Source organism: Planotetraspora sp. A-T 1434, assembly GCF_025420585.1.
Classification (GTDB): domain Bacteria; phylum Actinomycetota; class Actinomycetes; order Streptosporangiales; family Streptosporangiaceae; genus JAOEGB01.
Map to the genome: position 1 here is coordinate 192,744 of NZ_JAOEGB010000004.1, position 17,903 is coordinate 210,646.

17 protein-coding genes are annotated in these 17,903 nt (G+C 70.6%); 11 read left to right on the forward strand and 6 right to left on the reverse strand.

Annotated elements, in window-relative coordinates; all coding sequences use genetic code 11:
- Window positions 1-41 precede the first annotated feature (41 nt).
- On the forward strand, window positions 42-299 hold the full coding sequence (locus N5079_RS07505; RefSeq protein ID WP_261582845.1) for a hypothetical protein: 258 nt from the start codon (window positions 42-44) through the stop codon (window positions 297-299).
- Window positions 300-367: 68 nt separating this feature from the next.
- Here N5079_RS07505 and N5079_RS07510 read toward each other — a convergent pair whose 3' ends face one another.
- Together N5079_RS07510 and N5079_RS07515 are read right to left on the reverse strand one after the other, a co-directional pair.
- Window positions 368-1,312: an adenosylcobinamide-GDP ribazoletransferase gene (locus N5079_RS07510; RefSeq protein WP_315967795.1), complete on the reverse strand. Its 945-nt coding sequence runs from the start codon at window positions 1,310-1,312 to the stop codon at window positions 368-370.
- A gap of 155 nt (window positions 1,313-1,467) precedes the next feature.
- Entirely contained in the window at window positions 1,468-2,889 is a 1,422-nt protein-coding gene (locus N5079_RS07515; protein WP_261582846.1) for a bifunctional adenosylcobinamide kinase/adenosylcobinamide-phosphate guanylyltransferase, read from the reverse strand.
- 263 nt (window positions 2,890-3,152) lie between these two features.
- On the opposite strand from N5079_RS07515, the gene N5079_RS07520 reads away from it, so the two are divergent.
- Window positions 3,153-3,407 carry a hypothetical protein gene (locus tag N5079_RS07520; protein ID WP_410007756.1) on the forward strand — a complete coding sequence of 85 codons (255 nt, stop codon included), beginning with the start codon at window positions 3,153-3,155 and terminating at the stop codon, window positions 3,405-3,407.
- Window positions 3,408-3,487: 80 nt separating this feature from the next.
- Here N5079_RS07520 and N5079_RS07525 read toward each other — a convergent pair whose 3' ends face one another.
- Both N5079_RS07525 and N5079_RS07530 read right to left on the reverse strand, forming a co-directional pair.
- Window positions 3,488-4,486: an aldo/keto reductase family protein gene (locus N5079_RS07525; protein ID WP_261582847.1), complete on the reverse strand. Its 999-nt coding sequence runs from the start codon at window positions 4,484-4,486 to the stop codon at window positions 3,488-3,490.
- Between the two features lie 24 nt (window positions 4,487-4,510).
- Complete coding sequence (locus tag N5079_RS07530; protein ID WP_261582848.1) at window positions 4,511-6,547, reverse strand: multicopper oxidase family protein; 2,037 nt, start codon at window positions 6,545-6,547, stop codon at window positions 4,511-4,513.
- 192 nt (window positions 6,548-6,739) lie between these two features.
- Between N5079_RS07530 and N5079_RS07535 the strand changes: the two genes are divergently transcribed.
- Window positions 6,740-8,194 (forward strand): SMI1/KNR4 family protein, encoded by a 1,455-nt coding sequence (locus N5079_RS07535; RefSeq protein WP_261582849.1) that lies wholly within the window; start codon window positions 6,740-6,742, stop codon window positions 8,192-8,194.
- A 55-nt stretch (window positions 8,195-8,249) separates the two neighbouring features.
- Here the strand turns inward: N5079_RS07535 and N5079_RS07540 are convergent, their stop codons facing one another.
- Entirely contained in the window at window positions 8,250-8,867 is a 618-nt protein-coding gene (locus N5079_RS07540; protein ID WP_261582850.1) for a DUF3043 domain-containing protein, read from the reverse strand.
- Window positions 8,868-9,012: 145 nt separating this feature from the next.
- On the opposite strand from N5079_RS07540, the gene N5079_RS07545 reads away from it, so the two are divergent.
- The 6 genes from N5079_RS07545 (at window position 9,013) to N5079_RS07570 (ending at window position 14,906) form a co-directional block, all read left to right on the forward strand.
- Window positions 9,013-9,813 (forward strand): PspA/IM30 family protein, encoded by an 801-nt coding sequence (locus tag N5079_RS07545; protein ID WP_261582851.1) that lies wholly within the window; start codon window positions 9,013-9,015, stop codon window positions 9,811-9,813.
- Window positions 9,810-10,088 (forward strand): PspA-associated protein PspAA, encoded by a 279-nt coding sequence (gene pspAA, locus N5079_RS07550; protein ID WP_261582852.1) that lies wholly within the window; start codon window positions 9,810-9,812, stop codon window positions 10,086-10,088. The genes N5079_RS07545 and pspAA overlap by 4 nt, the downstream gene beginning before the upstream one ends.
- Window positions 10,088-10,987, forward strand: a complete 900-nt coding sequence (gene htpX / locus N5079_RS07555) for a zinc metalloprotease HtpX (RefSeq protein WP_261582853.1) — start codon at window positions 10,088-10,090, stop codon at window positions 10,985-10,987. The genes pspAA and htpX overlap by 1 nt, the downstream gene beginning before the upstream one ends.
- Before the next feature lie 98 nt (window positions 10,988-11,085).
- Window positions 11,086-11,634 (forward strand): PspA-associated protein PspAB, encoded by a 549-nt coding sequence (gene pspAB / locus N5079_RS07560; RefSeq protein WP_261582854.1) that lies wholly within the window; start codon window positions 11,086-11,088, stop codon window positions 11,632-11,634.
- Between the two features lie 262 nt (window positions 11,635-11,896).
- Window positions 11,897-14,077 (forward strand): serine/threonine-protein kinase, encoded by a 2,181-nt coding sequence (locus N5079_RS07565; protein ID WP_261582855.1) that lies wholly within the window; start codon window positions 11,897-11,899, stop codon window positions 14,075-14,077.
- A 25-nt stretch (window positions 14,078-14,102) separates the two neighbouring features.
- Window positions 14,103-14,906: a maleylpyruvate isomerase family mycothiol-dependent enzyme gene (locus N5079_RS07570; protein ID WP_261582856.1), complete on the forward strand. Its 804-nt coding sequence runs from the start codon at window positions 14,103-14,105 to the stop codon at window positions 14,904-14,906.
- 12 nt (window positions 14,907-14,918) lie between these two features.
- Here N5079_RS07570 and nadA read toward each other — a convergent pair whose 3' ends face one another.
- Window positions 14,919-16,073, reverse strand: coding sequence for a quinolinate synthase NadA (nadA, locus tag N5079_RS07575; RefSeq protein WP_261582857.1), 1,155 nt, complete (start codon window positions 16,071-16,073; stop codon window positions 14,919-14,921).
- 240 nt (window positions 16,074-16,313) lie between these two features.
- Here nadA and erpA point away from each other — a divergent pair, with 240 nt between their 5' ends.
- Both erpA and N5079_RS07585 read left to right on the forward strand, forming a co-directional pair.
- Window positions 16,314-16,667 carry an iron-sulfur cluster insertion protein ErpA gene (gene erpA, locus N5079_RS07580; RefSeq protein ID WP_261582858.1) on the forward strand — a complete coding sequence of 118 codons (354 nt, stop codon included), beginning with the start codon at window positions 16,314-16,316 and terminating at the stop codon, window positions 16,665-16,667.
- A gap of 171 nt (window positions 16,668-16,838) precedes the next feature.
- A complete protein-coding gene (locus N5079_RS07585; protein ID WP_261582859.1) occupies window positions 16,839-17,825 on the forward strand; it encodes a carbohydrate kinase family protein in 987 nt (328 codons plus the stop codon).
- The last annotated feature ends 78 nt before the right edge of the window (window positions 17,826-17,903 follow it).

Sequence of the window (17,903 nt, forward strand, 5' to 3'; positions counted from 1 at the left end):
AACTTCCCGGGCTTTGTGGCTGACCTGCGCAGCCTCCGGCCGTGATCATGCGCGCATTCCCCAGGAAGCCACGCCACCAGCGAAAGCAGACCCGTCTCGCCCTTCAGCCGAACCGCGTCAGGACGGGCAAACTCGTCGCGGCGGCCCGGCTCGGCGTCCCGCTCGTCGTGCTGGCCGCCGCAGGGGTGAGCGTCGCGGTGGGCGCGCTGAGCCTCGTGGGCTGGGCCGTACTCCTGGTCGTCGTGGCGGCGCTCTGGATCCCGTACGGCTCACGCGGGCGCGCCGGCGGCTCGCCCTGATCTGTCCGGTCCGTACGGCTCTCGCCGCCGCCGTCATCGGTCCACGGGTCAGAATCGGGTCCAGCGGGTCAGAGGAGCGCGCAGACGAGCAGGGCAGCCGTCGTGGCGGTCTCGACGAGCGCGCCGAGCACGTCGCCGGTGATCCCGCCAAGCCGTCGTACGGCACGGCGGCGCACCAGGGCGGCGGCCCCGAGTCCCGCCGCCATCGCCAGGAGCAGCACGAGCACGGTGCTGAGGGGCGTGCTCAGGGACGTGCTCAGGAACGTGCCCGCCGGCGTTACGTCGAGCCCGCCGATCAGGGATCTGCCGGGGAGATGGACGTTGTCCTGAGTCGATATGGGGAGCGATGTCCGGCCCCCTCCTGGCCATGGCTGGAGGGCCCAGAGTGCCGTGGCGGATCCGAGCAGGGCCACGGCCAGGGCCGCCAGGGCGGTCGCGGTGATGGCACGGCTTCGCCGTACCGTGCCCGCCACGAGCGCGCCGAGACCGCCGGGACGGGCGGCGGGGACGCCGTCGCGGCAGGCCCATGTGACGGCGAGCCGGCCGGTGGCGCACGCGGCCACGAGAGCGGCGGGGGCGAGGGCGGGGGCCGCCGACAGCGCCGCGATCTGGGAGAGCAGCGTGAAGACCAGCGTCACGACGCCGAACGGGCCGATGTCGGAGCGTTTCATGATGTCCAGGGCGGCCGTGGCGGGCTTGCCGCTGCCCAGCCCGTCGGCCAGGTCGGCCAGGCCGTCGAGATGGAGACCACGCGTCAGCCATGCCAAGGTCCCGACGGCCAGCACGGCGGCCAATAGAGCGGAGCCCGACAACCAGTGGACGGTCACCAGGACGGCGGCCGGCACGAGCCCCAGGATCACGCCGACGAACGGCGCCAGCACCATGCCGCGGCCCGCGACACGGCGATCCACCCCGCCATCCGTGTCGCCGGGCCTGATCGGAAACACGGTGAACATCCCGATGGCGAACCGCCACGCGGCGCGGAGACCACTTAACGGGGACGTTCCGGACACAGCCGAGGATCGTACCGGCGCGGGTTCGGATCGGCAGCGGCGTCACCCGCCCCGGAACCACGCCCGCCCCATCCTCCGGTGAACCTTGACGCGGCGTGGCGGCGGCTCTGACGTGGCATGTCCCGGACCGAACGGAGGGCCGTACCGGCGCGGGTTCAGATCGGCAGCGACGTCACCCGTCCCGCGACCACCAGCGCCACATCCTCGGACTCGCGGGCGAGCCGCTGGTTGAGACGCCCCAGCGCGTCGCGGAACAGCCGCCCGCTGGCGGTCGCCGGGACGACTCCGAGGCCCACCTCGTCGCTGACCGCCACAACCGGGCCGGGTGCGCGCCGCCAGGCGTCCACCAGCTCGTCGCATCGCCGGGCCACTCGATCGAGCGGGGACATGTGATCGAGTGGGGGCGCGCCGCCGTCATCCGATGTCGGGATCGGAGTGTCGCCGGGGTCGCCGGGCCACGCGCCGCACTCGTCGAACACGGCGGCCAGCCAGGTGCCCAGGCCGTCGATCAGGAGCGTCCCGGGCGGATCGCGGAGGAGGGAGGTCAGATCGACGGTCTCCACGGTTCGCCAGTGCGCCGGGCGGCGGTCCCGGTGGGCCTTCACCCTGGCCAGCCACGACGGGTCGTCTCTTCCAGACGGCCCGGTCGCCACGTATGTCACGTCAGGGTCGGCCGCCAACCGCAGCTCGGCCTCCTCCGACTTGCCGGATCGGGAACCGCCGAGCAGCAAAGTCCGCCGGGCACGGCGTCCGAGGGGCTCTACGGGCTCCAGGTTGGGGGCCGCCGTGAGAACGGTCCCGTCCGGTACGGCTCTCGCCTGCCAGAACCCCAGCCTCCGGGCGAGCTCGCCCTCCGAGGGCACGCGGTGATCGAGATGGACGGCGATCACCTGCGTGCGCGACGTCACGAGGCCGCGGCGCCGGAGGTCGCCGAGGCGTTCCGGCCGGTCGAGCAGGTCGATGAGCACCAGGTCGTACGGCTCCGCGGCGTACGGCTCCACGGCGTACGGCATGGTCTCGCGGGCGATGGGACGGCCCCGGCTGGCCCGGAGAGCGCCGGGATCGTCTCGGCCGGGGGTGGCCTGGAGGGCGCCGGGATCGTCTCGGCCGGGGGCGGCGCCAGGAGCATACGGGGCGACGCCGTCGCACTCATCCGGCCGGGAGAGGACCCGGGGCGGGGTCGCGGCGTGACTGGGAGCGGCCCGTACGACCCCGTGCGTGGCGTAGAGCAGCCGCCCTCCGGCAGGGTCGGTGATCTCGCACCCGTCGGGGCCGTGCCGTAAGACGTATCCCCCCGGAAGGCCGGGTCCGCTGGGAAGGCCGGGTCCCCGGAGAATGCCGGGTCCCCCGGGAATGCCGGGCCCGTCGGGAATGCCGGGCCCGTCGGGAGGCTCGGGCATGGCTGGGATGGCGGCCATGTGGGGTGGCTCGTCGGCGGGCGACAGCCGTACCTGGCCATTCAGGACGAGAGACGTCGGGCGGCGGTGTCCGGGTGGAAGCCGTCCGCAGGAGGCACACGGGCAGCCGGGGGCGGGCCAGCCGTCCGGCCCGGCGGCGCCCTCCAGGAAGACCTCCACGTCACCTCCACGATCGTCCGGCCAGAGACGCCCGACATTAACGCGTTGCCCTGACATCCGCGGCGCGGGGTTATGGGTATGCGAAGGGACGGCGAACCGAAGCCCGTACGCATGATCACGAAAGGTGGAGGCGCAGGTCGCGGCCCTCGTGCTGGAAGGCGTGCATGATCACGATGCGGGATGGCGCAGGTGACGAGGCCCGCGCGGGAAGGTGTGCATGATCACGCGGGGGTGGGGTGGCGGATGTAGGGTAGCCCGGTCCGGTGGCGGGCAATGACGTGGATGAAACCGCTCACAAGGGGTGCATGGGCATGACGTGGCGTTGGCGTTATGAGGATGCGAACGGTGGCGAGGTGACGGATCGTCCGCTGCCGCGCGAGATCTTCTCCAACCAGGCCGACGCCGAGTCCTGGCTTGGGGAGACGTGGCGCGACCTGCTCGAATCCGGCGTCGAGCAGGTCACGCTGATGGAGGACGAGCGCGTCGAATACTCCGGGATGTCGCTGCGCCCCGAATGAGCCCACAAATGAGCCCACAAATGAGCCCCGGAATGAGCCTCGGAATGGGCCCCGAATGGGCCCCGAATGAGTGACGGGCGTTACGGGCGCCGGGCGGGGCTGATCGTCCTCGCGGGGTCGCGCTCGATCACGGGAGCGAGCACGTCGTCGATCCGCCGCAGAGTCTCCGCGTCGAGTTTCACGCCCGCGGCCTTGACGTTGTCCCGCACCTGATCCGGGCGTGACGCGCCGACGATGGCGGACGACACGTTGGGGTTCTGCAGCACCCAGGCCACGGCGAGCTGGGCCATCGTGAGCCCGTGGTCGGCCGCGACGGGCTTGAGGTCCTCGACTCGCCGCAGCACGTCGTCGTCCATCAGCCGGCTGATGAAGCCGGCGCCGGCCTCGTGGGTGGCCCGCGACCCGGCGGGCGCCGGCTGCCCAGGAAGGTACTTGCCGGTGAGGACGCCCTGCGCGATGGGCGAGAACACGACCTGGCCGACCCCCTCCTTCTCGCACAGCGGCACGACCTCGGCCTCGATGACCCGCCACAGCATGCTGTACTGCGGCTGGTTGGAGACGATCCGGTCGAAGCCCATCTCGTCGGCGATCTTCAGAGCCCGCGCGATCTGGTCGGCCGTCCATTCGCTGACCCCGACGTAGAGCACCTTGCCCTGCCGTACGAGATCGTCGAAGGCGCGGAGAGTCTCCTCCAGAGGTGTCTCCACGTCGAAGCGGTGGGCCTGGTAGAGGTCGACGTAGTCGGTCTGGAGCCGGCGAAGCGAGCCGTTGACGGACTCGACGATGTGCTTGCGGGACAGGCCGCGGTCGTTGTGGCCCGGCCCCGTGGGCCAGAAGACCTTGGTGAAGATCTCCAGCGACTCGCGTCGCACGCCCTTCAGCGCCCGCCCGAGCACCTCCTCGGCCCGGGTTCCCGCGTAGACGTCCGCGGTGTCGAACGTGGTGATGCCCTCGTCCAGGGCCGTCCGCACGCACTCGCGCGCGGCGTCCTCCTCCACTTGGGAGCCGTGAGTGATCCAGTTGCCGTAGCTGATCTCGCTGACCATGAGGCCGCTGCGGCCGAGATGGCGGAATTCCATGATTCCGACCCTAGGACATCCCGGTTACATGTGACTGTGGTCATGTTGGGCGCCACTTTTCATGGCACCGCCCATGTGGAGCGCCATGATCCCGGGCGGGTAGACCACGAGCGGCCGCATCATCCCCTCGTCCTGGTGCTCCAGCAGATGACAGTGGTACGCGAAGCGTCCGGTCGCGCCCTCGAACCGCCCCGCGACGGTGACGACCTCGTTCTCCCCGACGAGGATGACGTCCTTCGCTCCCTGCTCACCGGGCGTGAGGACGCCCGCCTGCTTGTACGCCATGGGCTTCAGGGTCGTCCCGAGCGTGGCGTCGAAGCCGCTGACGTCGTAGATGTCGCGGGAGATGGCCTGGAAACGCATCAGATGGATGTGCATCGGGTGCGGGAAGTCGGTGGCGTTGATGAACGTCCACAGCTCCCAGGCGCCCAGCTCGGCGAAGTAATTCACCACGTCGTCCGGCCCGTTGGCGATCCGCCGGTAGGTGAGGACGTTGCCGTCGGCCGTCTTGAGCTGGACGACGCCCTCGCTGGGAATCTTCACGGAGTCGGGGTGCACCTTCTCCATCTCCCACATCTCCGAGTGCCTGCCGCCGCCGACCTTGGTCAGCACGATCCGGTGGGTCCGGTCCGGCGGGAGGCTGTCGTGCGTGGTCCGTACGAACGAAGGCGAGACGACGGCCGGCAGCCTGAACGCGTCACCCCCCTCGGCCGCTTGGCCGCCCACCCGGAACTGCATCACCTCCGGGTGCGGCATGCCCGGCGCGGGCAGGCCGGGCGTGCCGTCGGCGGCCGTGTTCACCAGGCGGAGCCGTCTCCCCGCGTGGCCGCCGAAGTCGATCAGCACGTCCGCGCGCTCGCCCGAGGAGAGGGTGAGGAACTCCAGCGGCACGGGGGCCGGGAGAAGGCCGCCGTCCGTCCCGATCTGCTTCACGGCGCCCGTCACCGTCTTCCCGGTCGCCTCGTCGATCAGCGCCAGCCGGAACGTCCGCGAGTTGGCCGCGTTCAGCACGCGGAACCTGTACCACCGGGGCTCCACGTCCAGATAGGGCCAGATGATCCCGTTGACCAGCGTGTACGGGCCCTCGAACGGCCGGGTGACCCGCTGGATCTCGTTCCGGAAGGTCACCTTGTGCAGCAGCCGGCCGGTGAGCCGCCCCGCGGCGTCCGTCTCCAGGTTGCGGTCGCACAGGATCAGCGGCATCTCGTACGGCCCGCTGGGGAGGCCCAGCGCGTCCTCCTCGTCGTCCCGGATCCAGTACATGCCGAACAGCCCGGCGAAGATCGTCCAGGTCGAGGTGTGCATCGTGTGGTCGTGGTACCACAGAGCGGCCGACGGTTGCCGGTTCAGGTACTCCGAGATCTGCACCTCTCCCGCCACGTGGCCGTTCTCCGACCAGCCGTCCTGCCCGCCGCCGGTGACCGCGCCGTGCAGATGGACGACGAGCCACGGTGGGATGCCCGCCACGTCCGCCCTGGGCACGGCGCCGCCCCGGCCGGGGAGCGTGTTCGGCGGCGTGATCGTGCCGACCGGCGCGTACACCTGCACCGCCGTGACCGGCACGTTCTCGCCCTCGATCCGGTTGGTCCAGTAGACGCGCAACCGCCGGCCCCGCCGCACCTCGATCGTCGGGCCGGGGACGTGCCCCTCGTAGGCCCACAGCGTGGTCGGCGGGAGCTGGGAGTGGAGCCGCCTGGCCACCGACCGCATCTCGATCGTCAGGTCGCCCTCCGGTCTGATCACGGGCGGCACGCGGAGCGCGTCGGCGAACGGCGTCAGCGTGGCCGTCACCGGCTGGTCCACGCCCGCGAGGTCCGGTACGTCGCCTCCCGAGGGGCCCTGCCCGGCCCGCCGTCCTCCGGCGCTCTCCCGCGCGGCCTCCGGGGCCGCTCCGGCTTCCTGGGACGCTCCGGCCCGCTGCGCCGCTCCGGCCTTCTGCTCTGTTCCGGCCTCCTTCGCGTGGGCCTCTCCGGCCCAGGCGGGTGTCCCCGTGGCGGACGCCGAGCCCGTGACGGCCATGGCCGCGGCCAGGCCCAGGAACCTCCGTCTGCTGGTCTCCATCGTTCAGCCCCTTGTCGAGATCGTTTCGCGCCCCAGCGATCCGACGGCGATCCCGGACGGTAGCGGCCGAAGCCCGCAAGATCATCGGGACACCCCGGTGCGAGGCCGCCGTTGGCCGAAGCTTGACCTTGGGATGGGGGCTTCCGCTCATCCGCCACGGCTGTGGGCCCGGATCGCGATAAAGTGCCCGCCGTGCGCCGGTTGATCACCTCTCATCCCGTACGGCTGGCCCTCGCGGCAGCGCTCGCCTTAGCCGCCGGCGTCGCCCTGGGAGTGGCCGTCATGCGGCGCCGTACGGCCTCCCGGCCCGCGGCGGGTTTCCGGGGGGCGGCGGATTTCGGGCGGCCGGAGGGCGTCCAGCGGTCGGCGAGCTCCGTTCTCCCCGGCGGGCTCCCGGAGACGCCTGGACGCGATCACCAGGCCGCCCGGCAGGCCGAGCCGGGGACCACACCTCCCGAACCTCCGGAACCTTACGCGGAGCCCGTGCTGGGGCTGCCCACGGCCGAGGACCTGAAGCGCTACGACCGGCCGGAAGGCGGAGCGCTGATCGCCCGGCTGGTCGCCGCCCGGGCGGGCCGGGAGCCGCTCTCGGAGCGCTTCGCCGCTCTCGACGCCACTACCCGCAGACGGACGATCCGCTGGGCCCAAGTCGCCATCGCGCTCGGCGTGCTGTTCCTCGCCTCCCAGGCACTGGACTCCGCGACGTTCGGCGGCGACTCCATGAGCTGGCTCGGGCTGGGCACCGGGCCAGAGTCCTCTTATCCGGATTCGCCGGAATCTGAGGCCGAGTCCTCGGAAGACGCCTATTACGGACACGACCTCCCGGGGCAGGTGCCGTACGCCGGAAACTGCGGCGACCCGGCGGCCGGGCTCTGCGACGACGACGACATGAACGACGACGTGGGCGAGGACGGCGACTCGGGCGGGTGGTCGCTCTCGGGGCCGGAGCCGATCCCCTTCTCGTACGCCGAGGTGCCTGACCCGGCGGAATCCGGTGACCCGGTGAATCCGGCCGGCTCGACCGACGTGGCCGCGGCGCCCTCACCGGCTGCCGAGATCGCTCAGTCCGATCCGGGATGTGAACCGCCAAAGGCGGGGAAGAAGCCGGTGGTCCGGCCGATCGATCCGCGTGTCACCGCGGCGGTCAACAGGCAGTGGCGGCGCATCGAGAAGTGGCTGAAGGCCCACGCGCCCGAGACGTACAAGCGGCTCACCCGCCCCGCGAGCGCCCGGGAGATCGCCGAGGTGGAGGCGAAGACGGGGCTGCGCGTTCCCGACTCGCTGCGGGCATCCCTGCTGCGCCACGACGGCGGGCCGGGCGGCTCCGGCCTGGCGCTTCCGCCGTTCTACACAATGGTGGGAGCGGCGGACATCGCCGCCTACTGGAAGATGTCCTGCCCGGTGAGCCGCGACTGGGTGCCCTTCGCGGTCCCGGGGGACGGTGGTTTCCTGTTCGCCGACTCCCGGACCGGCGAGATCGGCGAATACTTCCCCGAAAACGGGCCGCCCACCCATGCCCAGTGGCCGTCGTATTACCGCATGCTCAAGACCATCGCCGACGCGCTCGTTACGGGCGCCCCCGTCCTGCACGGGTCCACCCCCACAGTGTCCGACGGCAGTCTGAGCTGGGAATTCCCCGACGAGTGACGAAGCCCCGCCCGTTGCCGGGCGGGGCGCCGTACGACCTGGGGGAGCGGGCCGGTCAGCTCTTGGAGGGAACCGGCTTGCCGCCGGGCAGCACGGTCGGCTTCGGGAAGCGCAGGCGGCGGATCTGCGAGGACCGCATGGCCGCGTAGAACCCGATGCCCTTGAGGCTCTCGTCTGGGAACTTCTCGGCGACTTCCTTCCTCACACGCCCGGCCACGTAGAACGAGCTGACCAGGACGAGCACCATCACCACCGGCAGCGACAGGGTGTAGACGAGCAGCACCACCGACCGGACGGGGACCGGGAACGGCACCATCGACACCAGCATGATGACGAAGACGGCCGGCAGGAAGTACTGCCCTGGCAGGCGGCGGGAGTCGACCCAGTCGCGGGCGAACTTGCGCGCCGGGCCGCGGTCACGCGGCTGAAGGTACCGCTCGTCGCCGCGCAGCATGCCCTCACGCTGGCGGACCCGGGTCGCTCGGTCGCGCTCGCGCTGGAGGCGGTAGGCCTCCTTGCGGTTGGTGGGAGCCGTCACGGGGGAGCGGCGGCGGCCCTGCGCCTCACTCCGCTTGGGGGTGGGACGGCCCTTGCCCGGAGTCCCCTGGGGCTTAGGATCGTCTACAGGGACGGGGGAGTCGGCCGTAGGGGTCTGGGAACGACGTCGGAACACGTCGCCCAGCCTACCGGGCGTGCAACTTAGTGACGCCCTCGCGCGTTATGCGTAGGGTGAACCCAGGCGGCGACGCCGCCTAAAAGGGGCTGGAACGGCTGGGGTTACCCACGCACAACCTTTAAGAAGGGGACGGCCGACGCGCATGAGCGTGATGAAGAGACTTTCGATGATCTTCAAGTCGAAGGCCAACAAGGCCTTGGACAAGATGGAGGATCCGCGGGAGACCCTGGACTATTCGTACCAGCGGCAGTTGGAGCTGCTGCAGAAGGTCCGCCGGGGCGTGGCCGACGTGGCCACCAGCCGCAAGCGGGTGGAGCTGCAGATCAACCAGCTTGAGAGTCAGGCCGGGAAGCTTGAGAACCAGGGCAGGCAGGCGCTCTCCGCCGGCCGTGAGGACCTGGCACGCGAGGCGCTGACCCGGCGTAACGGCCTGAACACGCAGATCGCCGACCTTCGGATCCAGTACAACAATCTTCAGGGCGAGGAGGAGAAGCTCACCCTCGCCAGCCAGCGGCTCCAGGCCAAGGTCGACTCCTTCCGCACGAAGAAGGAGACCATCAAGGCCACCTACACGGCCGCCGAGGCGCAGACCCGGATCAACGAGGCGTTCTCCGGCATCTCCGAGGAGATGGGCGACGTCGGCCTCGCGATTCAGCGCGCCGAGGACAAGACCGCCCAGATGCAGGCGCGCGCCGGAGCGATCGACGAGCTGCTCGCCAGCGGCGCGCTCGACGACTTCACCGGCCAGCGCGACGACATCCAGGCGGAGCTCGACCGCATGGGCGGCGGCACCGACGTGGAGCTGGAGCTCGCCAGGATGAAGGCCGAGCTGGGCCAGGGCCCCGCGCCGAAGAGCGCGATCGAGGCCGGGCAGCCGGGCCAGGCGGCCCAGCCGTCGTCGCAGCCCACCCAGCAGTACCGTCAGCCGGGGGAGGGCCTGTGATCGTCAGAATCATGGGTGAGGGACAGGTCGAGATCGGCGCCGCCGACATCGAGGTCCTCAACGCGCTCGACAGCGAGCTCGAGGCCGCCATCGAGTCCGACGACGAGGCCGCCTTCCGCACCAAGCTGCACGCGCTGCTGGATAAGGTCCGCCAGGTGGGCAGCGCCCTCCCGGACGACTCGCTGGAGCCGTCCGAGCTGATCCTGCCGCCCGCCGACGCTTCGATCGAGGAAGTGCGGGAGATGCTCGGGGACACCGGGCTCATCCCTGGCTGATGGCCCGCACAAGGTTCGCCCCCGATCGCGGCCTCACGGTCCGGATGACCGTGACGATGTTCCTGCTCGGCCTGCTGTATGTCGCGTTCGTGGCCGCGCTGATCGCCGCCGGTGTGCGGGCGGTGACGGTGCTGGTGATCGCCGCGGGCCTCCTGCTGGTGCAGTACTTCCTGTCCGACCGGATCGCGCTGTTCGCGATGCACGGGCGGGAGGTCTCCCCGCAGGAGGCTCCCGAGCTGCACGGCATCGTCGACAGGCTCGCCGCGATGGCGAACATGCCCAAGCCCCGCGTGGCGATCGCCGACTCCGACGTCCCCAACGCTTTCGCCACCGGGCGCGACCAGAAGCACTCGGTCGTCTGCGTGACCACGGGCCTGCTGCGCAGGCTCGACGGGCCGGAGCTCGAAGGCGTCATAGCCCACGAGATGTCGCACGTCGCGCACCGGGACGTGGCGGTGATGACCATCGCCTCGTTCCTGGGCATCGTCGCCGGGCTGATGACCCGGGTCGCGCTCTACTCCGGTCTCGCTGGGGGAGGCCGCAGGGACAACAACAACGGCCCGCCCGTCGGCCTGATCATCCTCGCGGTCTCGGCCATCGTGTACGCGATCAGCTTCCTGCTCACGCGGGCGCTGTCGCGTTACCGCGAGCTGGCCGCCGACCGGGCGGGTGCGCTGCTGACCCAGCGGCCGTCGGCCCTCGCGAGCGCCCTGACGAAGGTGAGCGGGGAGATCGCCCGCATCCCGACGAGGGACCTGCGCGAGGCACAGCCGTTCAACGCCTTCTACTTCGCCCCGGCACTGTCGGGCGATAGCGTCGCGGCGCTGTTCTCCACCCATCCGCCGCTGGAGCGGCGCCTGGAGCAGCTCGCCAGGATCTCGGCCATGCTGGGCCGCTGAAAGGGCCGCTGAAAGGGCCGCTGAAAGGGCCGCTTAAGGGTTGGCAAAGGGCGGCAAGGGGCTGAAAAGGGACACCGAAGGACGCTGAGGGGACGGTTATGGGCTGGTTCGACGCGCTTCTGGGGCGTACGAAGGCGGCGAAGCCGGATCTCGACGCGCTGTTCGCCCTGCCGTCGGCGGCGGTGACGCTGCAGGCGGCGACGGGTTTCACCCCGACCGGCGTGGGTTCGGTCTCCTTCCGGGCAGCGGAGGGCGGCGCGTTCGCCCAGCTCGAAAAGGACATCGAGGCCCTGCTGGGGAAGGCCGAGGTCTCCCAGGACTCCTACGGCTACACCTGGCTGCTGGTCCGCAACCCTGACGTGTCGGGGCTCGTGACGGACCTCCACGCGGCCAACTCCTCGCTGGAGGCGGCGGGCTTCGGGCCGTCCCTGCTCTGCTCGCTCGTGACCTTCGCCGACTCGTCGGGCCGCAAGCTGGCGATCGTCTACCTCTACAAGCAGGGCACCTTCTACCCGTTCGCCCCGGCGGGAGGCACCCGCCGGGACAACGCCCTGGAGTTGCAGGTGCGTGGCGTCCTAACCGACGAGCTCAAGATCGAGCCCGACCTCTCGCGCTGGTTCCCCGTCTGGGGCGCTCCCGGTCTCTGACCCCCCCACCACCCCACCCCCCACCGGCGGTGATCATGCACAGGTTCCCCGGCATGCGGCAGACCTCCGTCACCACCGATCGTGATCATGCATGCTTTCCTCGTCATGATGGGCTTGCTGGGCAAACATCCCCCGTGATCATGCTGCGGATATTGCATGATCACCGAGCGCTTTGGTCCAGCTCAACCGTTGCGGACGGGAACCTGCGCATGATCACGAAATGCGTGGTCCCAGCTCACCCGCCGCACACGGGAGTCTGTGCATGATCACCGCGGGAGGGGGTGGGGCGGAGGCGTTGCGGCCGGGGGATCCCACGCGCGTGGGCCGCTATCAGCTCACCGCGCGTCTCGGCGAGGGCGGCCAGGGCACCGTCTACCTCGGCACCGCGCCGTCCGGATCGCCGGTGGCGGTCAAGGTGCTCCGCTCCGACCTCGCGGGGAACGGCGAGGCTCGGGATCGCTTTGTCCGGGAGGTCTCCGTCGCCCGGCGGGTGGCCGCGTTCTGCACGGCCCAGGTCATCGAGACGGGCGTCGACGCCCATCGCCCCTTCATCGCCAGCGAGTACATCGACGGCCCAACCCTGGCCGCCGTCGTCGAACGCGACGGGCCACGGCACGGTCCGGCCCTGCACCGCCTGGCCGTCGGCACCGTGACCGCCCTGGCCGCGATCCACCAGGCGGGCGTCGTGCATCGGGACTTCAAGCCGTCCAACGTGCTGCTCGGCCAGGACGGGCCGCGCGTCATCGACTTCGGCATCGCCCGCGCGCTGGACCGCGCCTCGACGCTGACCTCGGTGGCGGTCGGCACGCCCGCTTACATGACGCCCGAGCAGCTTTCCGGCGAGCAGGCCGGAACCGCCGCCGACATGTTCGCCTGGGCCTGCACGATGGTCTACGCCGCCACAGGGGAGCCGCCCTTCGGCAGCGACAGCCTCCCGGCCGTCTTCAACCGCATCGTGAACGCCGAGCCCGACCTCGGTTCGATCGAGGAGCCCCTTCGCGGCCTGGTCACCCAGTGCCTCGCCAAGGACCCGTCCGCCCGCCCCACGTCCGGCGAGATCCTCCTCCGCCTCCTCGGCCACGCCCCCGCCGCGTCGCCCGGTGACGCCGTGCGGCCCCTCACGGGCATGCCGCCCGGTGCCGCGCTTCAGGAGCAGGTCGGTCTCCCGGGCCGCTCACTTCCCCAGGACGACGGCCTCCTCCAGGAGGGTACGGCTGCCGCCTCGCCGGGCACCGCCGTACATGCGGTCTCGAATGGCGCCGCGGATGCCGTCCCGACACGGCCGGGCAGGCGGGCCGGCCACGAGAATGCGGGCGACGCGGCGAGCCACAGTCTGGGAGGCCGGGGGGCGAGGCGGCTGCCGCATGTCTTGCCGGTGCCGGTGGTCGTGCTGGCGGTCGTGCTGGCTCTCGCGGGAGGCGGGTTCCTGCTCGTCAACACTCGGGATCCGGCGCCGGCTGCCCCCTCAGACGGCCGCGCTCTGCCGGGCACCTCCATCGTCCTGGAGGAGAAGGCGGACGACCCCATCAAGGTCACGTCCTACGCCGTCGGGGACGACGTCTATCTGCGGGACCGGGACGTACGGACCACAGACACAGGGGGCGGGGACTCGCGGACCGGGGGCTCAGGCGGCGGGGACGTGCGGGCGGGGGGCTCGCGGGCCGGAGACATGGCGGGCGGGAACGGCTTCGCGAAGGCGCCGGGATATTTCGAGGTCCAGGTCGAGGACGGCGGTGCGAGGGCGGTGGGGATCGACACCGGGTACGCCTCGTCAGGCCACGCCGCCGTGTCGGTCATCGACCGCGTGACGGGGAGGCCCCGCACGATCGAGACCGTGAAGGCGCCGCTGTACGTCTCGTCTCCCGCGTGGTCGCCGGACCACTCGAAGATCCTGCTGACGGCGCTCAGGCCCGTTGCGGGGGACAGGCCCGACGGAGCCGGGTTCGTCATCGTGGACGTGGTGGCATGGACGGCGACGTTCGTCAAGGTCACAGACCCGGACGTGGGGGAGTGGTCGTATTTCTGGCGCGGAGACGGGCGGGCCGTGGCGACGTGGGCGACCACGGCCGCCGGGGAGGGCATCCGCTTCTATGCCCTGGACGGCGCCGCGCTCACCACGCTGACGAACGTCGGCACGCCGATCGAGATCGCCGGTGACATCGTGTCCCCCTCGGGAGGCCTGCTGCTGACCAGGTGCCCGAAGACGTCCGCCCAGGTCTGCGCCTGGACGGCCGACGGCGCCGAGCGTGCCCGCGTGCCGTTCCCGTCCGAACGGCTGATCGGCTGGTACGACGAGGACCACATCGCGGGGTGGCGCCGCGCGGGCGACGGCTGCGAGATCGTGGTCGCCGCTCTCGACGGCACGGTCGTCCGGCGCCTCGCCACCGCGTCCACCGACGCCTACAAGGAGGTCGCCCTCCGCTACACGCGGACGGCGCGATGAGCGACGATAGGCCACGATGAGCGACATGACGACCAAGGAATGGACCCACATCGAGTACGCCGACGCGACCGGCCGGGAGATCGCCCGGATGGCGGAAGCCGTGCGAGGCCATGACCCGGCGACGCCTGTGCCCACCTGCCCGGGGTGGGACCTCGCTGAGCTGGTCGCCCACACCGGGGCGGTCCACCGGTGGGCGGCAGCCATGGTCCGCGACCTCGCCCCGCGCCGCTACGACAGGCAGGCGATGGACCACGGCCTTCCCAGCCGCTTCGAGGACTACCCGGCCTGGCTGGAGGAGGGAGCCGTACTGCTGGTGGAGGCGCTGAAGGAACAGGACCCCGATGCGGAGATGTGGTCGTGGGCGGGTGACCGGCACGCGCGCTTCTGGTCACGGCGTCAGCTCCACGAGACCGTCATCCACCGGGCCGACGTGGAGCTCGCCGTCGGCGCCGAGCCCTCGATCGCCGAGTCCTTGGTCGATGACCAGTCCTTGGTCGACGAGGACGTGGCGGCCGACGGCGTCAGCGAGTTGCTCGACGTTCTCCCTTACGCGAGCTGGCGGCCGCTCCTGGCCGAGCTCAGGGGCGACGGCGAGACGATCTCCTGGCAGCCCGGCACGGGGACGGGCTGGCTCATCCGCCTGACCCCTGACGGCTTCTCCTACGAGCGGTCCAGTGCCCCCGGCCAGTCCACGGTCCGTACGGCCACCGCCCGCGACGTGCTCCTGATGGCCTGGGGAAGGCGTCGCCCCCAGGACCGCCCCGAGGACTACGTCATTGAGGGCGACTCCACCCTCCTCCGGTGGTGGGCCGAGCGTTCCGCCATCTGATCAGAGATCAGATCAGGGGAGCGCCAGCATGCGGTCGAGGGCGACCTTGGCCCAGTGGGTGGTGTCCGGGTCGACCGTGATCTGGTTGACGACCTCCCCGGCGGCGAGCGACTCCAGCGCCCAGACCAGGTGCGGCAGGTCGATCCGATTCATCGTCGAGCAGTAGCACACGGTCCGGTCGAGGAACGTGATCGACTTGTCGGGGAACATCTGCCCGAGGCGCTTGACCAGGTTCAGCTCGGTGCCGATGGCCCAGGACGAGCCGGCGGGAGCCTCTTCCAGCGTGCGGATGATGTACTCGGTCGAGCCCACGTAGTCGGCCTTGGTGACGACCTCGTGGCGGCACTCGGGGTGGACGAGGACGTTCACACCCGGGATGCGGGCGCGGACCTCGTCGACGCATTCCGCCGTGAACCGGCCGTGCACCGAGCAGTGGCCCTTCCACAGGATCATCTTGGCGTTCTCGAGCTGCTCCCGGGTGAGGCCGCCGTTCGGCCGGTGCGGGTTGTAGACCACGCAGTCGTCCAGGGACAGGCCCATCTCCAGCACGGCGGTGTTGCGGCCGAGATGCTGGTCGGGCAGGAACAGGACCTTCTGGCCCTGCTCGAAGGCCCACTCCAGGGCCCTCTTCGCGTTCGACGAGGTGCAGACCGCGCCGCCGTGGCGGCCGCAGAACGCCTTGATGTCGGCGCTGGAGTTCATGTAGGTGATGGGAACGACCTGGTCGGCGATCCCGGCGTCCTCCAGGGCGTCCCAGCAGTCCTCAACCTGGGTGAAGGTGGCCATGTCGGCCATCGAGCAGCCCGCCGCGAGATCGGGCAGGACGACCTTCTGGGAGTCGCCGGTCAGGATGTCGGCCGACTCGGCCATGAAGTGGACGCCGCAGAACACGATGTACTCCGCGCCGGGCCGCGCGGCCGCCTCGCGGGCCAGTTTGAACGAGTCTCCGGTCACGTCGGCGAACTGGATGACCTCGTCGCGCTGGTAGTGGTGACCGAGCACGAACAGCCGGTCGCCGAGCCGCTCCTTGGCCGCCCTGGCGCGCTCCACCAGCGCCGGGTCGGACGCGGAGGGAAGCTCGCCGGGACAGTCGACTCCGCGCTCACTGTGCGGGTCGGTGCCCCGGCCGAGGATGAAGAGCGGAAGCCCGGTCTCGGTGATCGTCACGACCACACCCCCTTCGGGGACTTATCGTCGAATTGACGACTAATAATTACACACCCCTCACACCACCTATTCCGCCCCCCTTCCGCCCAGCCCATGGCGGCGGCCCTTCCAAGGTCAACCGGTCCCGCGCCATAAGCAGGAATGTGTAGCGATCGGCGGGTGTTGGTAGCGTCTAGGTAGGACGTCGGAATCAATCGACCGCTCCGGGTGGGCGGTTGGCGCAGACGCGGGAGTCATCAGATGACGGTTGAGAGCAGCGAGACCACACAGCAGGGCCTGGTCCTGACTGATGCGGCCGCCGCCAAGGTCAAGAGCCTGCTGGAGCAGCAGGGCGAGGAAGGACTGCAGCTGCGCGTGGCCGTGCAGCCGGGTGGTTGTTCCGGCCTGCGCTACCAGCTCTTCTTCGACGACCGCTCCATGGACGGCGACGTCGTTTCGGACTTCGGCGGTGTGAGCGTCGTCACTGACCGGATGAGCGCGCCGTACCTGACCGGAGCCACGGTGGACTTCGTGGACACCATCGAGAAGCAGGGCTTCACGATCGACAACCCGAACGCCACGGGTTCGTGCGCCTGCGGCGACTCGTTCAACTAAGGCTCGGAGCAAGGGCTCGGAGAGGGCTGCCGGCAAGGCTGTCCTGAGCTTGGCAGACCGCCCCGTACGGGTTTCCCGTGCGGGGCGTCGTCATGTCGAGACGGTACGCTCGACGGGTTCGCCAAGATTGCCTTCCCATCCCCAGATGCTGACAACGAGGAGAATGACCCCGTGCGCATCGCCGTCACCGGCTCCATCGCGACCGACCATCTGATGACCTTCCCCGGCCGCTTCGGCGACCAGTTGATCGCCGAACAGCTCGACCGGGTGTCGCTGTCGTTCCTCGTCGACGATCTGCAGATCCGCCGCGGCGGATGCGCGGCCAACATCGCCTTCGGGATGGGGTGCCTGGGGCTGAGCCCGGTGCTGGTGGGCGCCGTGGGCACCGACTTCGCCGACTACCGCTCGTGGCTGGAACGGCACGGCGTCGACTGCGCGTCGGTTCACGTGTCCGAGTTGCACCACACCGCACGGTTCCTCTGCACGACGGATGATGACCACAACCAGATCGCGTCGTTCTACACGGGCGCGATGGCCGACGCGCGGGAGATCGAGCTCGGTCCGATCGCGGAGCGGCTGGGCGGGCTCGACCTGGTCCTGATCAGCCCGAACGACCCGGCGGCGATGCTGCGGCACACCGACGAGGCGCGGAACCGGGGCATCCCGTTCGCGGCCGACCCGTCGCAGCAGCTGGCGCGGATGCCGGACGACCAGATCCGCCTGCTGGTGGAGGGCGCGGCCTACCTGTTCAGCAACGACTACGAGCTCGGGATGATCGAGCAGAAGACGGGCTGGTCCAACGAGGAGATCCTCGACCGGGTCGGCGTCCGCGTCACCACGCTCGGCCCGAAGGGCGCGCGGATCGACCGCAAGGGCGAGCCGTCCCTGCATATCTCGCCCGCCCCGGAGCTGGGCAAGGCCGACCCGACCGGCGTCGGCGACGCGTTCCGGGCCGGTTTCCTGTCGGGTCTCGCGTGGGGCCTGTCACTGGAGCGCTGCGGCCAGATCGGGAACCTCACGGCGACCCACGTCCTGGAGCGGGTCGGCGGCCAGGAGTACGAGCTGGGCCAGCGCGTCTTCCTGGAGCGCTTCGCCGGAGCGTACGGCCAGGCGGCGGCGGACGAGGTGGCCCCGCACGTCAGGTGCCACTACGCCTGACGCGGTTCAGCCTGACGCGGGTTCACAGAGGTGCTGATCAGCCTGTGACAGGGATCAGCCGGGCGCGGGGATGGGCCA

Coding starts and splice junctions, on each gene's coding strand:
- N5079_RS07530 (WP_261582848.1), bottom strand. CDS start 6,547: ATGGAGACCAGCAGACGGAGGTTCCTGGGCCTGGCCGCGGCCATGGCC.
- pspAB (WP_261582854.1), top strand. CDS start 11,086: ATGGGCTGGTTCGACGCGCTTCTGGGGCGTACGAAGGCGGCGAAGCCG.
- N5079_RS07525 (WP_261582847.1), bottom strand. CDS start 4,486: ATGGAATTCCGCCATCTCGGCCGCAGCGGCCTCATGGTCAGCGAGATC.
- N5079_RS07565 (WP_261582855.1), top strand. CDS start 11,897: ATGATCACCGCGGGAGGGGGTGGGGCGGAGGCGTTGCGGCCGGGGGAT.
- htpX (WP_261582853.1), top strand. CDS start 10,088: ATGGCCCGCACAAGGTTCGCCCCCGATCGCGGCCTCACGGTCCGGATG.
- N5079_RS07545 (WP_261582851.1), top strand. CDS start 9,013: ATGAGCGTGATGAAGAGACTTTCGATGATCTTCAAGTCGAAGGCCAAC.
- N5079_RS07570 (WP_261582856.1), top strand. CDS start 14,103: ATGACGACCAAGGAATGGACCCACATCGAGTACGCCGACGCGACCGGC.
- erpA (WP_261582858.1), top strand. CDS start 16,314: ATGACGGTTGAGAGCAGCGAGACCACACAGCAGGGCCTGGTCCTGACT.